Raw genomic sequence first — 14,063 nt, forward strand, 5'->3', positions numbered from 1 at the left:
CTTGTTTTTAGCGTTTCGAACAGCTGCAAAATAACTGTTACATCCCCGCCCGGTTTTCTTCTTCATTCTTGTTTTGTTGTTTCCCTTTAAGGGTAGATCTTCCAAAGCTGTAACCAAGCGTAAGGGCAAGCCTGTTGCTGCCAAACCAATGCTTTAATGCGTTGTTGATAATCGTTTTCTCCCGGAAAACAGCGCTGTTTTGATACGTGTTGAACAGATCATAATAGTTTAGCCTGGAATTCAGCTTCCCCTGCAGCCAGCTTTTTTGAATACCCAGGTCTACACTGGTTGCTGACTTCAGTATATAGAGGCCATTTCCACTCAGGGAGCGGTAGTAATACGAGATATCCACCGTAATGTCCGGCGGTAAGGTAAACACCTGGCTGCCGGAAATGGTGTAGTCAAATACCGGGTAAGCATATACGACGTTATGGTAGGGTGTTTGTTCCTTTTTATAGTTGCCCCGGATCGTGTTATTCATTTTCCACCATTTGTACACTGTAATCGGAAGACTTACTTCTAAACCGGCAAAGTCGTTATAAGGTAAGTTTTTGCCGAGGTATTCCAGCACGTTGGTAACGGAGTCGTATTCCGGATAGCGCCCCATAGGATCGGTTTCCCGGCCGGCGAACAGGGAAATATTCAGGGTGTTTCGCGTATAGTCAATACGCAGCATATCCGTTTTGGAAGGTTGCAGGTAGGGATTACCTACAAAATAATTCAGCGGGCTGTTATAGAACCGGAAGGGATTTAGTTGCGCAAAATTGGGACGCGTCATACGCCTGCTGTAGGATATGTTCATTTGCTGACGGGCGCCAACCGGAAAATTAACACTGACACCTGGCAACCAGGTCAGATAGTTTCTTGTGTTCACAGTTTGTTGGGAAAAGGTGTTACCAATGCTATAGGTATGCTCGGCCCGCAAACTAATAGCATAACTCAGTTTGTTACCGGGTCTTTCATACCCCGCATATACCGCGCTGATGTATTCGTCGTACCGGAAATTATTACTGCGGCTGCTGTCGGGCGCAAAGGCGCCGTTGGTATTCAGCGTGTCGTACTGCAGATTGTTTTTGGTGGTTGTAAAAGCAAACCTGGCGCCGGTGTTCCATTTCCCTTTGCCAATGTTCCCGGAAAGATCTGCTTGTAGGGAGCGGATCAGGATATCATTTTTAAGATCGGTTTTCCAATAGTCCAGCAGCGTATGCGATGCGGCATTATTGGTTTGGATATCTTCCTGCTGGCGATTGCCGATTTTTAAAAAGTTACTTAAAATCTCCAGCCGGGTGTTGGAGAATTGACCACCATAGTTAAGGTTCAGTCCATAAGTGCGTTGCAGCGGGCTGGAATTATTGGAAGTCCGGATGTCAGCAACCAGTTGTTTTGCGGCAGCATCCGTCGTGTGAAGGGTGCTTAGCGCGTTAATATCCCTGTCAGACAGGTAGGCTCTTCCCATAATTTCTATCTGTTGCGTTTTAGCAAAACTATAATCGGCCCCCAGTTGATAGTTAAAGTTGTTGTTGCCTGTTCGCACGTTGTTATTGGTAGCCATGATATTGGTGTTGGCGAGGTGCTGCAGTGCGGAGTATTTGTAAATGGTGCTGCCGGCTTTGTAACCCAAACGGGCGGTATAGGATACCTGTTTTGTTTTATAGGATAATGACAGGTTATTATCGGCCAGGAAGTAGGCGTTTTGCTGCAAACCGGAGCTTAGCGAGCCTTTCCAGCCTAAGGTAGTGTCGCGTTTTAGCTTAATGTCGATAATGGCTTTGTACTCACCGTCGTACCGGGAAGAAGGATTGGGGATAACTTCAATAGATGAAATCATATCAGGAGATAGATTGGCCAGGTAATTTTGCAGCTCTTCAGGACTCATCGCTACGGGTTTGCCGTCGATAAACACTGCAGGGGTCACCCTGCCGGATAAGGAAATGGAGCCATCCCCATTGACTTCCAGGCCGGGTAATTTTTTTATGATATCTAACGCATTTGCAGTGGCCGCGAAAAATTTGTTGCCGGCCACAGTGGTCACCAATTTACCCGCCACCCGTTGGAAAGAAGGTGGTGTACCGGATACTATTACTTCGTGTAGCCGTTTGGCGATAGCCGCCATAGAAATATTGTCCAGGTGAACGGTGTGATCAGCGGCCCCGTCGCAGGCCACATCTCTATATAGTTTTTCATACCCAAAAGAAGAGAACAACAGGATATACCGGCCGGATGAAATACCAGGCAGCTCAAATCGCCCGGCCGAATCAGCAATCTGCCCTTTCACAAGCAGGGAGTCTTTTGCTGAAAGCAAACTAACGGAAACAAACCCAATGCCCGCACGGGTGGTATTATCCACCGCTACCCCGGTAATAAGGGATTGAGCATAACCTGTACAATATAACACCAGCCATAAACCAAGCGCCAGGGAAAATTTCATCATCAGCAGTTTTCCGCAAACGTAGAAACAACCCCGGCTGTGGTGGTCCGGTATTAAAAAATCCGGTGTACGGATTTATAAAACAGTACTATTGTAATTATCAGAACATTGATAATCAATGGCTGTTTGGTAAACTTTCCTTGTAGAGTGCGGGAGTAGTAGCCGTTACTTTTTTGAAGGCGGTGTAGAAAGTGGACTTCGAATTATAACCGACTTCATAGCCAATCGCTTCAAAAGTGAGACGGTCATTGGCGCTGATTAGTTTGCAGGCTTCCTGTATCCTGTATTCGTTGATATAAGTGGAGAAGCTTTTGCCCAGGTTGTCATTCAACAGCTGTGACAGCTGATGCGGAGTAATATTAATATACTTTGCCAGGTCGTTTAGTTTAAGATTGGGATCCTGGTAAAGCTTTTTCTCATGGATGACCGCCTCCAGTTTTTCGATCCATAATAACGCATCATCAGCAGGGAGCTTTCTTTTTTCAGGTTTTTCAGGTAACCCGATATTTTCCAGTTTGGCACCATTCAGATGAAAAAAAATGGTGAGGTATAACAGGAGGGAGAAGAAAACCGGACCACTCATATGCATACCCCAAACTACGCCCATCCAGGACAGTACGTATATCGCATAAATGAGACAGTTGCCTATGTATAACATCAGCCAGAACTGATCCGTATTGGTCAGCGCAGCAGGATTTACAAATATAGTTTTCAGGAGATGTTTGAGCAATACGCCTGCGGCAACCAGGTACATGGCCCACTGCCCGTAAATAACATACACAATGATCTTATTCCAGGTAACTGGATAAGTCTGATAAGGCACCAAAACGCCGGTTGCCAGGATAATGGCTGCCAGCACGCCCCAGGTTAGCTTCCAGGAAAGGGGTACTGGCTGCCCTTTTAGCTGCAGTGCCCTGAAAAAATAATACAGGGAAGGGCCTATCAGGAAACAGGCAGACAAGCCGATCTGCAGGTATATTTTGGGTAATGACGGGTTAAAGTAACGGAACACCGATTTAATTACCCGGATACTGAGCGACAGCAACAGTATACAGAGGAAGGTAATGGCAACCGATCTTTTCTTTTTTTGAAAGAAGAGATACACACTAAGTATAACGCCGTTGAACGCCCCCAGGGCGCTGGCAAAAAATAGTATTTGCTGACCAATATCCATGGATTAACCAATACAGAAAAGGAATAATTTTTAAAGTGAAATATAAGCGAAATTCAGCTAAAACGGGAATAGACTATAATCAGCAGTAGCTGCCTGCTGCCAGGCAGCTACTGCCGTATTTTATACCAGTCCTGCCGCCGCATGTACCGGATCTTTCAATTGCTGGTTAAACCAGTTCGGATACATAGGCGCCGGATGAGTGATACTATCCAGTAAATCTATTTCAGCAGCAGACAGTTCAATATCGGCTGCTTTGAGGTTATCTTCCAGCTGATGCTGTTTGGAGGCGCCGATAATGACGCTGGAAATAACCGGTTTGGTGAGCAGCCATGCCAGCGAAATTTGTGCTACAGAAGCATTGTGGGCTGCGGCAATATCCCGCATACTATCGATCAGGGTAAATCCTTTTTCTTTCTCAAAAGGAATAATATCAAAACCGGCGAGGCGGTTGCCATCTTCCCTGAGGTTGTCGCGGGTGTATTTGCCACTCAGGAATCCGCCCGCCAGCGGGCCCCAAACGGTCATGCCGATGTTTGCATGTTGCATAAACGGTACAATGTCGTGTTCTACATCGCGGCTAACGAGGGTATAGTTCATTTGCCCGTTGCAGAAAGTAGCCCATCCATTATCGCGCTGCAGCTGCCATGCCAGGGCTGATTTCCATACCGACCAGTTCGAGAAACCGATATATCTTACTTTACCATTTTTAACCAGTGTGTTCAGTGTGTCAAGTGTTTCTTCCAGTGGTGTTACGGGATCTTCCCGGTGAACGATGTACAGGTCGATATAGTCTGTCCCCAGCCGTTTCAGGCTTTGATCACAGGAATAAAGAATATGGCGGCGCGACAGGCCGGATTGTGTAATCGGGGCGCCATTGCGGAAGCCTACTTTTGTAGCAACCACTACCTCATGCCGGCGGTCCGCCAATAGTTTCCCGAGCATTTCTTCCGATTGTCCGCCGGCATAGCCGTCGGCGGTATCAAAGAAATTGATGCCGGCAGCCAGCGAGGTGTCGATCATTTTTCGCGCATCATCCAGTGATACTTTGTATATGGAGGGGATGGAAGGATCGCTCCCGAAAGTCATAGCGCCAAATGACATTTTGGACACTACAAGCCCGGTATGTCCAAGGGTAGTATATTTCATAATAGTAACAAATTGAGCAGTGAATTTAGATATTACACTGCAGAATTTCGCCTGCCGGCAGAAAAAATAAGGTTAATTATTTTTGCGCGACATGCCTTTCCCTATCCCGATAAATATAAACGATACTACCATAAACAATGCCGCAACGCCTACCGAGTTAATCAGCGTTTGCGTCATGCCAATTTCTGTAACATTGATAAACGGATAGGGATAGAACCCGGAAAATGAGCCACGGGTCAAGATGTACAGGATATAACACAACGGGTACAACAACCACGCATATACGTTTTTCCATTGCAGCGATGCTTTCGGAACAAAAATGCCCCAGTATAAAACGAACAACAACGGAATCACCAGGTGTAAAAGATTGTCCAGTAATTTTTGAAGACCCTCGGGTTGCCATAGCGAACGGAGTACCCCATTATAAATAAGCGCCACAATGCTGATGTAAACGGCAATAGCAGTAGCTGTTTGTGTACGGGCAAAGAATTGTCCTGCGCGTGAACCCGGCGCCAGCCACAGCACGGTGCTGCATATAGCCACGATCAGGTTGCTGAGTATCGTGAAATAACTGAAGTAGCGGGTAATGCTTTCCGCCAGTGTTGCGAGGTGAGCGGATATTTGCAGGTAAAATTGTGCTGCCAGCGCAAACCATCCCAGGAGGCTTAACAGGATAAGCAGGGTTTTCATTGATGAGGATTGTGGTATTGCCATATTGCTGATTATATGTAAGTATACGGAATATTTGCTATGGGGTTCCTGTTTTTCAGCAAACATCATAAATCAGATCCCGATGCAGAAATATGTATTATATTTCATGCTGCAATCGTGGAATGTTGTACCCCGGCCCCCGGCGCCGCAATAAAACCAGCGATGTAATGTGAACAATGAAATAATATTCTTATGATGAAATGTTTCAACGCAGCGCTGCTGATAATAATAGCGCTGTTGGCCTTTCCCGGAAAAGGAAAAGCGGAAGATATCCGCTTATCGGTATTGCAGCTGAACATCTGGCAGGAAGGCACCATGGTACCGGGTGGCTATGATGCCATTGTAAATGAAATAGCAGCCATAGATCCGGATTTTGTGACCCTGAGCGAAGTCCGGAATTATAACAATACCCGGCTATGCGACCGCCTGCTGGCTGCTCTCGCAGGAAAAGGCAAAAAGTATTATTCCTTTTTCAGCCAGGGTTCCGGCTTGCTGAGCCGCTATCCCATTGCCGACAGCGCTGTTATTTTCAGTGATAACGGGGAAATCTGTAAGCTCGTCGCTAATGTTCATGGCAGGGAAGTGGCAGTCTATTCCGCCCATCTCGATTACCTGAACTATGCGGTATACCTTCCCCGGGGATACGATGGCGTTACCTGGAAAAAAATGCCCGCACCCTGCACCAACCTGGACACCATCATGGCATCCAACCTGGCTTCTAAAAGAGATGAAGGGATCGCAGCATTTATTAAAGCTGCTGAGCAGGATATCCGTGAAAAAAGACTGGTATTCCTGGGCGGGGATTTTAACGAAGCCAGTCATCTCGACTGGACGGTAGCCACCAAAGACCTGTTTGATCACCATGGCATGGTGGTGCCATGGACCTGCTCGACGATGCTCCTGGCCAAAGGGTATAAAGACAGCTATCGCGTACGGTATCCATCTCCGGAAAAAAATCCCGGATTTACCTTCCCGGCAGATAATAAGGCAGTGGAAGTGAAAAAATTGGCCTGGGCGCCGGATGCTGATGAAAGAGAAAGGATTGACTATATCTATTTCTTCCCCGACAAAAAATTATCCCTTCAAAAGAGCACAGTGGTAGGCCCTTCCGGCAGTATTGTGAGAAACCGGCGGGAGGATGATAGCAGCAACGACAAATTTCTGCTGCCTACCGGCACCTGGTCAACAGACCACAAAGGATTACTCAGCATATTTAAGATGAGTATTTAATACTGAATTAAAATATTCCATCCTATTTTTGCCGGCGTGCAGCCAATCACTGCACGCTGACGTTTTAATACGAATACATGGAGATAACGGATCCGAAAATAATCACTGCTATAGAAGCCGTGTGGCAGGAAGCTGAAATGTTGTTTGAGAAAAACGACCTGGCCCGGTATGCCCAAAAGCTGGAAGAAGCCTGGGATCTGCTGCCAGTGCCTAAACAGCAATATGACGATAGCTTTGATCTTGCTTTTACCATTGCCGAAACATACCTGGAACTAAAGGATTTTCCGGCGATGCTCAGGTGGGCTAAAATGCTGCAGCAATGCGATCCGGAACGGGACGACGATGGCGACCGGGAGTTTCTGCTGGGCATGGCATTTTTCGAAAACAATGTCATGACTGAAGCGGAACAATACCTCACTATTGCTATGCACAAATCCGGTGGAAGGGTGTTTGAAGGAGCCGACGAAAAATACCTGCATGTATTCAAGGGCCTGACTGCTGTAACTGCGGAAGAGCTTCCCGAAGAAATTTATCAGCAAATCGAATCTCTGTCTGAAGCCGGTAATGTGCTGGCAGAGGAAGAAAATTATGATGCCGCCCTCGCGAAATTCAGCGAAGCCCTGCAATTGCTACCCGATCCTAAACATGAATGGGAAGCCAGCACCTGGCTGCATGCCAGCATTGGCGATATGCAATTCTTTAAGGGCGATTATATCGCCGCAAAGCATAGCTTTTATGATGCGTTAAACGGCCCGGATGCCGCCGGCATCGGGTTTGTACAGCTCCGCCTCGGAGAGTGTTTGTTTGAACTGAATGAAGAAGAACGTTCACTGGAACATCTGTTGCGCGCTTATATGCTGGAAGGAGCGGAAATTTTTTCCGCAGAAGACAGCCGGTATTTTGACTTCCTGAAATCCCGCGTGGAATTATAAAAACCTACTTAGAGAAATATGAAACCGATTATCCCATTTTGTTGTTTGTTGGCTTTGTGGGCCTGTAATGAGGGGGCCAAAAACAATACGGTAACAGACTCCGTTCCCCTGAAACCCGATACCGCAGTGGCGCCTGCATTACGCCAGGATACAGCCAAAGCCCTTTATATCAGCGATCTCCGCAAAGGGGATACCTTAATACCCAAGAAAGTATATGCAGACACGCTTACGTTTATCAAATACAATGATGATGGGGACGATGCATTGTTTGTTTGTGTAAAAAATAAGGATACCATGGCCCTTATATTTAATGCTGCTGACGCCCCTGCATTGAACAATGGCGACCTGGTGGCATTGCAATGGAAATTGGATTTGTATGCACCCGCCGGTGATCCTGAATTTTCTTATCCATCGGAGTATGTTGTCGATTACCGCCTGCTGCAGCCCGGTAAGGTAACCCGGCTTAAAAAAAATTATGCTTTGCTTAAATGTTCTTACAGTGATAAAGAAGTGTCGGACTGGGGTAAAACAGCCATAGAAGAAGCCGTGTGGTACTATATTGCAAATACAACTGATACGGTTATACGAAAAACAATTGATGTGGAACACGCGCCGTTGGAATATAGGATAGAACAAAATAACAACGGAGGGAACTCTTCTGTTAACAACATCATATTTGCTACAACAAACCAGCCGGTGCTGAAACGGATGTTCTTTAATGTAGAAACTCCCTATTCACTTTCTGAGTAATAAATTTTTTCGGGAGAAGATAAGTGCAGGCTGCTAAGGTATTCAGGTGTTTTCTCCCGAAGTTTCCGCCCGCTCCGCAAATTCATTGATGAGCCGTAAATGGTCGCCAAGACAATAAACCGCATCAATTAAAGGGGCATATTTCAGGTTGAAATTTCTGAGCAGTAATTTCGTGGCGGCTTCTTTTTCAATGGGATTGAACACGCTGCCCGCCTCATCGAAAAGGAACCAGTCGCCCTGTGTAGCATTACAAACGGCACAGTGATTAAACCAGTATTGTTGCGTGGTATTGGGGGCCAAACCCAATCTGAAATGGGGGTAGTGGTCTTTCAGAAACGAGGCCAGGTTCCCGGAAATAACGGATATCTGCTGAAACAGGGTGAAAAAATCCTGTTCCATCCACACTGATTCATCCCGCTCATTGATGTCTTTCTCATAAAAATAATTCCCTGCGATAGCGATAACACGGTTATCATGCTGGCATTTCCAGCAAGGCCTGTTGGCATGTACGATGGTGATTTCGTTGGGCAGAATGATCGCCGGATTCCTTTCAGGGATCCATTGGTCCACGTCCATTAACCGGTCATACTGCTCTTCCGGCAAAAACCAGGTTTGGGCGATGTGATCCCATTGGGCGCCCCTGGAAATAGCATGCTCTTTCTCCGCTAAGGGAACATTCAGTTGTAATGACATAAAAGAAGGGTATGACTAAAGGACTCTCTTCCCTGAATTTAAGAAAAAAAAGGGGGATTCCGTGATTCTGTATAAAGTCTTTAGAATTTCATAATTCAGAAGCCCTGGCACTTCTGTAAGAAAAGCCTACCTCTTCGGCGACCCGGATAAAGAAGACAATAGCTGTTTTTGTTCCATGGAAATGAATACACACAGTGAAGATGGTACGTCGTTTGCCACCATGATGATGGAGAGGAAAAATGGTAACAAAAACGCCTATATCGTATGGGTCAATTTTTAAGTTTATGCCATGCGGCAAAGGCCGGGATCAACAATAAAAGCAGCCACCAATACCAATAATGCCTTGTAGACCGGAGTATAATGGCCCCGGTATTGCCCTGGAAACTTAACGCTGCCCAGTAATAGGGGAGTTTATTCAGATCGGTTACCCTGGGATCATTCAGCCAGCTAAGCTTGGCCTCCTGCAATGCTGCGGCGGCATTGCGTTGTTTCGACAGCTGTTGATAAAATTGCTGCATCAGCAATGGCGCCGTAGCATCATTTACATTCCAGGAAGCCGCTACCACAGCGGGTGTTCCGCCGGCCATAAATGCATGCGCCATACTTTGTACCCCTTCTCCGGTAACCATACGCCCATCACCGGTTTTACAGGCGCTCAGCACCACCATCGCCGGATGTTGTGGTAGTCCGCCCAGTTCAAATAAATAAAACGGCGCATCATATAGCATAATATGCGGCGCATCTATGCTATCTTTTTTCAGGAATGCATGGGTGCTGATATGTACTATTGCTGATTGCATCAGCGCCTGTTTAAATGTGCTGCTGCCGGCCTGTTCATTCACATACCAGTGACCATCGTTGATGGCGGGCATAATCCCTTCTTTTTCTTTTTCCGCTCCCTGCAGATGCGAGAGCCCGGCCTGTTGCTGCGAAATGAAAAAGCCGCTGAAACCTTCGGTATTGGCAGGCGCCCGCATTTGCAGCCACCAGGTACGAAGGGAATAGGCATATGATACCGTGGCCTGCTTTACTACAAAAGGCCATTTCCCGATGGCAGATGAATATGAGGGAGTGGTTACCAGCGCTTCTACAGGTAGGGTACTCAATACGCCATCCGGCATCAGCAAATAACTATACCCTGTTTGCAAAGGATGACCAGCAAATATTTGTGTATATAGTTGGTAAGCGGCGTTATAATATGCTTTGGGATTGTTGATCATGGCCTGTGGCCCGGATTCAAAATACTGTTGCCTGAAATTGATCACGGCGTTCCGGTCAATTGCCGTACTGTCGGCATACCGGATCCCGTTCCTATCCATTTCCACACTATACAAAGCATGGTTTCCGGTAAAAAAGCTGCGGATCAGTTGCCCCGGCGGTAACAGCCGCAGCATGCTATCGGCGGATAGCCGGTCGGTATCAGCACCCGGTATTGCATTGATTTTTTTTCGCAGCGTGGCGAGGTCCCAGGCCACCCGTTGTTCCCGTTGTTGCAGCATGCTGTCGGCTTTGCCTGATTGCAATGCTTCACGGCGGTAATACAATTGTGCCTGTTCGAGTAGCCGTATCCGTTTGTGCAAACTATCGTTGCCTGCGTAATGGGTTTGTTGCTGCATCTCTTCCCAGAGCAACTGCGATTTGCTGTTTTCCATCAATTGCAGGATAGCCTGCTGGTAAAACGGTTGGCGGGTAGCTTGCCAGCAGCGCCATGCCAATGCAATGGCTGTTTCATAACGGTCACGGCTATCCGATATAGCAGCTTCCTTGGCCGACGCAGAGATATACTGATGCCTTAGTTCTCTTTCCGTTTCAAAACATAATCGATATAATGAAAGCGCTGTAACCGGCTCCTGCAGGGACTGATGAACAGTGCCGGCAGTAAACAGGAGATCGAGCAGGATATATTCTCCATAGATATCCCGGGGAGTTATTTGTCGTATAGTCTTTCCCGGTAACAATACACTTGCGCAGCTATCGAGCCATACCAGCGCTTTCTGTGGTTGTTGCAGGAGGAGTTGCAGTTTGCCCATGCGTAAAAATAACCGGGCTTGCTCTCTTTTGCGGAGCGCCCTTTTACTTTCGGGCATAGCGGCAGCACGTTGGTAATATTGCGCGGCTGTTGCCGGAGTAGCCAGGTAAATATCGCCCGCTTGCTGATAGGCCATAAACAGCCAATGTGCGGCTTCCTGGTTGCTGGCAGGCTGTTGCCGGAGTATAAGAATACTTTGTTGTATGCGCTGTTTGGCGGCGGCATATTGCTGGAGTTGCTGACAGGCGTCGGCTTGTTCGGATAGCAACAACCCATAGGTGGCGCTGTGCTTATCTGCCAGCAGCGTGCCTTCCCGGCAGTACTGGAGCGACTGCTGCAGCTGTCCCATATTGGCGGCGGTGTTGGCCAGGTTGCTGTAAGTGGCTGCCATGGCCTGCCGGTCGCCCAGTTCACGGGCAAATTCCAGCGCTATGCGATGAATAAACAAGGCTTGTTCGTAATCGCCCAACCTTGTATAGTTATTACCCAGCGGCTTAAGGAGGTATTCCAGTACAAGACCGGCATCCGTGATGGAGGCATGTTGCCGGCCCCATTCAAAGGCCTGTTGGTAGGCATCTGTAGAGGAAATAATATCGCCGCTTTGTAGCAGCGTATATCCCTGGTTGATGAGGAGGTCCAGCCAGGCCTGTATTTCTTCGGCGCTGGCAGGTGCGCGCCATGCATTGATAGTGGCTTGTTTGAGCTGTGCGGCTTTGGCGGCGGGCGACAGGCCGGAGTATTGAATCTGTGCGTAGATCCATTCTGTCAGCTGGTTGCTGTCCCGGTATTTCTTCCATGTGGTGCTGTCGGGGGCCTGCCAGGCGATAGAAAGCCATGCTGCTGCCAGTAAGGGCAGCATGCGTTTTACCAGGCTATGATATGATCTTGCTCCAGCCATTTTCAATAATGGCTGAAGGTATGATTATTTACAGTTTGTAGGTAACGCCGGTGGAAAAACGATGCGACTATAATTTATAGATCGCATATACAAAAAAGCGATCCGGCGTATCGCCGGACAGTTGCCGGAGATAGCGCAACCCGATAGCAGGTCCGCTTTTTATTTTTCCTACCTGCAGATCGGCAAATGGCGCGGCATTAAAATGGGCAAACCATTGCGGATCATCTTTGATGGATTTGCTCACCGTATTTACCACCACATTAGGTTGTTGTACATTGGAGAGGTATACCTTTGATTCTTTGGTAATGGTGGTAGCAATATTGATCTGGGCCAGGGCGCCCACACCTACGCCTATCCAGTTGTTGATATTGTAACGGTAATGGAGGGGCACCAGTTGCAGCGACTGGCGGCTGGTGGTGATCCGCTCATTTCTGCCGGCAATCAAATATACCTGGCCGTTTACCGTGGTGTCGCGCTTATCACGTACGGGAGCGGTTTCCGATACTTCCTTTTCCAGTACGCCCGCATAGGCCTCCACCTGGAAATATGGCCGGTCGGGAGCAAAGGGAGCCAGTACGGCGCCTAGTTGTACGGGACCTTTGAGCGTATAGTCGCCCCTGTTAGGTGAAAACGTATAACCGGCAACGATACCCGGTGAAAAACCTTTGATAAACCTGGCTGTGGCCCGGTTGGTATAGATAGGCTCATTTTTATCAAATATAATGGCAGCGCGGCTGCTGAAAGGTATCTTTTTAGGCTTCTTCTTAAACAAAATAGAATAACGTACAAAGCCTTTGGTAGAATCAGGATCAGCGACGCCTTCCTGTTGTAAACCAGGCAGGTAAATGTTGTTGAATACAAAGTAAATACTGTCTTTGGTACGCACGGTATCAATACAGCTTTGTCGCTGGTAGGCAGAGTCGCAGGCAATACATACCGGGCTGATTTCTTTGAGTTGTATGGTTTGGGTATTCAGCTGCCTTGGTACGGCGATCCCGATGGCGACCCTTTTAGCAGGTCCGCGGCCGGTATTCTGGAACTGGATTTTATAGGTCAGTTCTTTTTTTCTGCCCATAAAACGATAGTTGATGCGGTGTTTCTTCAACTGAAACCTGTTGGGGTCGTGCGAGTTCACTATCGCCATTTCCAGTTCATATACTTCCGGTGGCAATAAGGTGTTGTCCGGTACCAGCATCGCGGTCATGGTAACGGTGGCATTGGTGTCCTGCACCATTTCGGGCAGGGTATGCATGTTTAAAAAAAGAAACTGCTCAGTTGTTTTATCTGCGTTGCTATAGTGTAATACGGTATGACTGCTGTAGGTGCTTTGCATGGTTTGCAGCAGTGCTTTGGCGGCGGCATTGCTGGTAACGACCGGTGTAACAAAGGGGCCGCGGGCAATGGCCAGCTCAGGGCCTTGTTCCGACGTTTCCAGCCTGGTCAGCAGACTTTGAAGGGAGCTGCTGTCTTCTCCATGGTAACTTCTTTTCTCTGTAAGGTCAAACGCACTATGGCCAAATTGTTTTTCGTTATAAAACAATAACAAGGTGCCGCTGCCGGCATCGCCAGCTACATTACGGTAGCCTATCAGGGCCATGAAATCTTCTCCGGGTTTAGGGTTACGGTTGATCTTCATTTCCACATTACCGTTGCCATGAAAAAAATGAGATGCCCACGCACTGTTTTTCACAGGCTTGATAATCTTTATTGGTCTGGGTTTGGTGGGTGGCGCTTTGCCATCGTCATAATTATTGGTGGCGTATAGTCGTACCTGGTAGGTGCCGGTATCTTTGTAATGCAGCGCCGGTGTTTGATTGAAACTGAAGGTGCCATCGCCCAGCTCCCAGAAGTAGGTGTAGAAGGAGGTCGGTGCGCCGGCTATTTGTCGCAGGGGGCGCAGCTTTGCGGCCAGCTGTATACTGTCGTCCGTTCCCTGTACAATGATTTCCGCTGGTATGGTATCCTGCGGATCGGGCGGGGGAACCGGCGTTTGCGCTATGCAAATACTGCTAAAGAAAAGGAATGCTGTCAGAACAGGGATGGCGTGTTGCATATAACATAAATGTAAATAA

Annotated in this window: 10 protein-coding genes; 3 read left to right on the forward strand and 7 right to left on the reverse strand. The window is 47.6% G+C overall.

The window, feature by feature from the left end; translation table 11 throughout:
* Positions 1 to 37: 37 nt before the first annotated feature.
* The 4 genes from KE626_RS30130 to KE626_RS30145 form a co-directional block, all read right to left on the reverse strand.
* Positions 38 to 2,431: a TonB-dependent receptor gene (locus tag KE626_RS30130; RefSeq protein WP_211976791.1), complete on the reverse strand. Its 2,394-nt coding sequence runs from the start codon at positions 2,429 to 2,431 to the stop codon at positions 38 to 40.
* Between the two features lie 112 nt (positions 2,432 to 2,543).
* The gene (locus tag KE626_RS30135; protein WP_211976792.1) at positions 2,544 to 3,602 is read right to left on the reverse strand and encodes a helix-turn-helix domain-containing protein; all 1,059 of its coding nucleotides are present in this window, start codon (positions 3,600 to 3,602) and stop codon (positions 2,544 to 2,546) included.
* Positions 3,603 to 3,722: 120 nt separating this feature from the next.
* Positions 3,723 to 4,748, reverse strand: a complete 1,026-nt coding sequence (locus KE626_RS30140) for an aldo/keto reductase (RefSeq protein ID WP_211976793.1) — start codon at positions 4,746 to 4,748, stop codon at positions 3,723 to 3,725.
* Positions 4,749 to 4,820: 72 nt separating this feature from the next.
* Positions 4,821 to 5,438, reverse strand: coding sequence for a Pr6Pr family membrane protein (locus KE626_RS30145; RefSeq protein ID WP_211976794.1), 618 nt, complete (start codon positions 5,436 to 5,438; stop codon positions 4,821 to 4,823).
* 213 nt (positions 5,439 to 5,651) lie between these two features.
* Here KE626_RS30145 and KE626_RS30150 point away from each other — a divergent pair, with 213 nt between their 5' ends.
* The 3 genes from KE626_RS30150 to KE626_RS30160 all read left to right on the forward strand — a co-directional run bounded on the left by KE626_RS30150 (position 5,652) and on the right by KE626_RS30160 (position 8,371).
* The gene (locus KE626_RS30150; RefSeq protein WP_211976795.1) at positions 5,652 to 6,689 is read left to right on the forward strand and encodes an endonuclease/exonuclease/phosphatase family protein; all 1,038 of its coding nucleotides are present in this window, start codon (positions 5,652 to 5,654) and stop codon (positions 6,687 to 6,689) included.
* Positions 6,690 to 6,766: 77 nt separating this feature from the next.
* Entirely contained in the window at positions 6,767 to 7,621 is an 855-nt protein-coding gene (locus KE626_RS30155) for a tetratricopeptide repeat protein (RefSeq protein ID WP_211976796.1), read from the forward strand.
* An 18-nt stretch (positions 7,622 to 7,639) separates the two neighbouring features.
* Positions 7,640 to 8,371, forward strand: a complete 732-nt coding sequence (locus tag KE626_RS30160; RefSeq protein ID WP_211976797.1) for a hypothetical protein — start codon at positions 7,640 to 7,642, stop codon at positions 8,369 to 8,371.
* A gap of 42 nt (positions 8,372 to 8,413) precedes the next feature.
* On the opposite strand, the gene KE626_RS30165 is transcribed toward KE626_RS30160, so the two are convergent.
* The 3 genes from KE626_RS30165 to KE626_RS30175 form a co-directional block, all read right to left on the reverse strand.
* Positions 8,414 to 9,064, reverse strand: a complete 651-nt coding sequence (locus KE626_RS30165) for a DUF5710 domain-containing protein (protein WP_211976798.1) — start codon at positions 9,062 to 9,064, stop codon at positions 8,414 to 8,416.
* A 269-nt stretch (positions 9,065 to 9,333) separates the two neighbouring features.
* Positions 9,334 to 11,991: a CHAT domain-containing protein gene (locus KE626_RS30170; protein WP_211976799.1), complete on the reverse strand. Its 2,658-nt coding sequence runs from the start codon at positions 11,989 to 11,991 to the stop codon at positions 9,334 to 9,336.
* Positions 11,992 to 12,058: 67 nt separating this feature from the next.
* Entirely contained in the window at positions 12,059 to 14,044 is a 1,986-nt protein-coding gene (locus KE626_RS30175) for a DUF7849 domain-containing protein (RefSeq protein ID WP_211976800.1), read from the reverse strand.
* Positions 14,045 to 14,063: the final 19 nt, after the last annotated feature.

Source organism: Chitinophaga hostae, assembly GCF_018224885.1.
Lineage (GTDB): Bacteria > Bacteroidota > Bacteroidia > Chitinophagales > Chitinophagaceae > Chitinophaga > Chitinophaga hostae.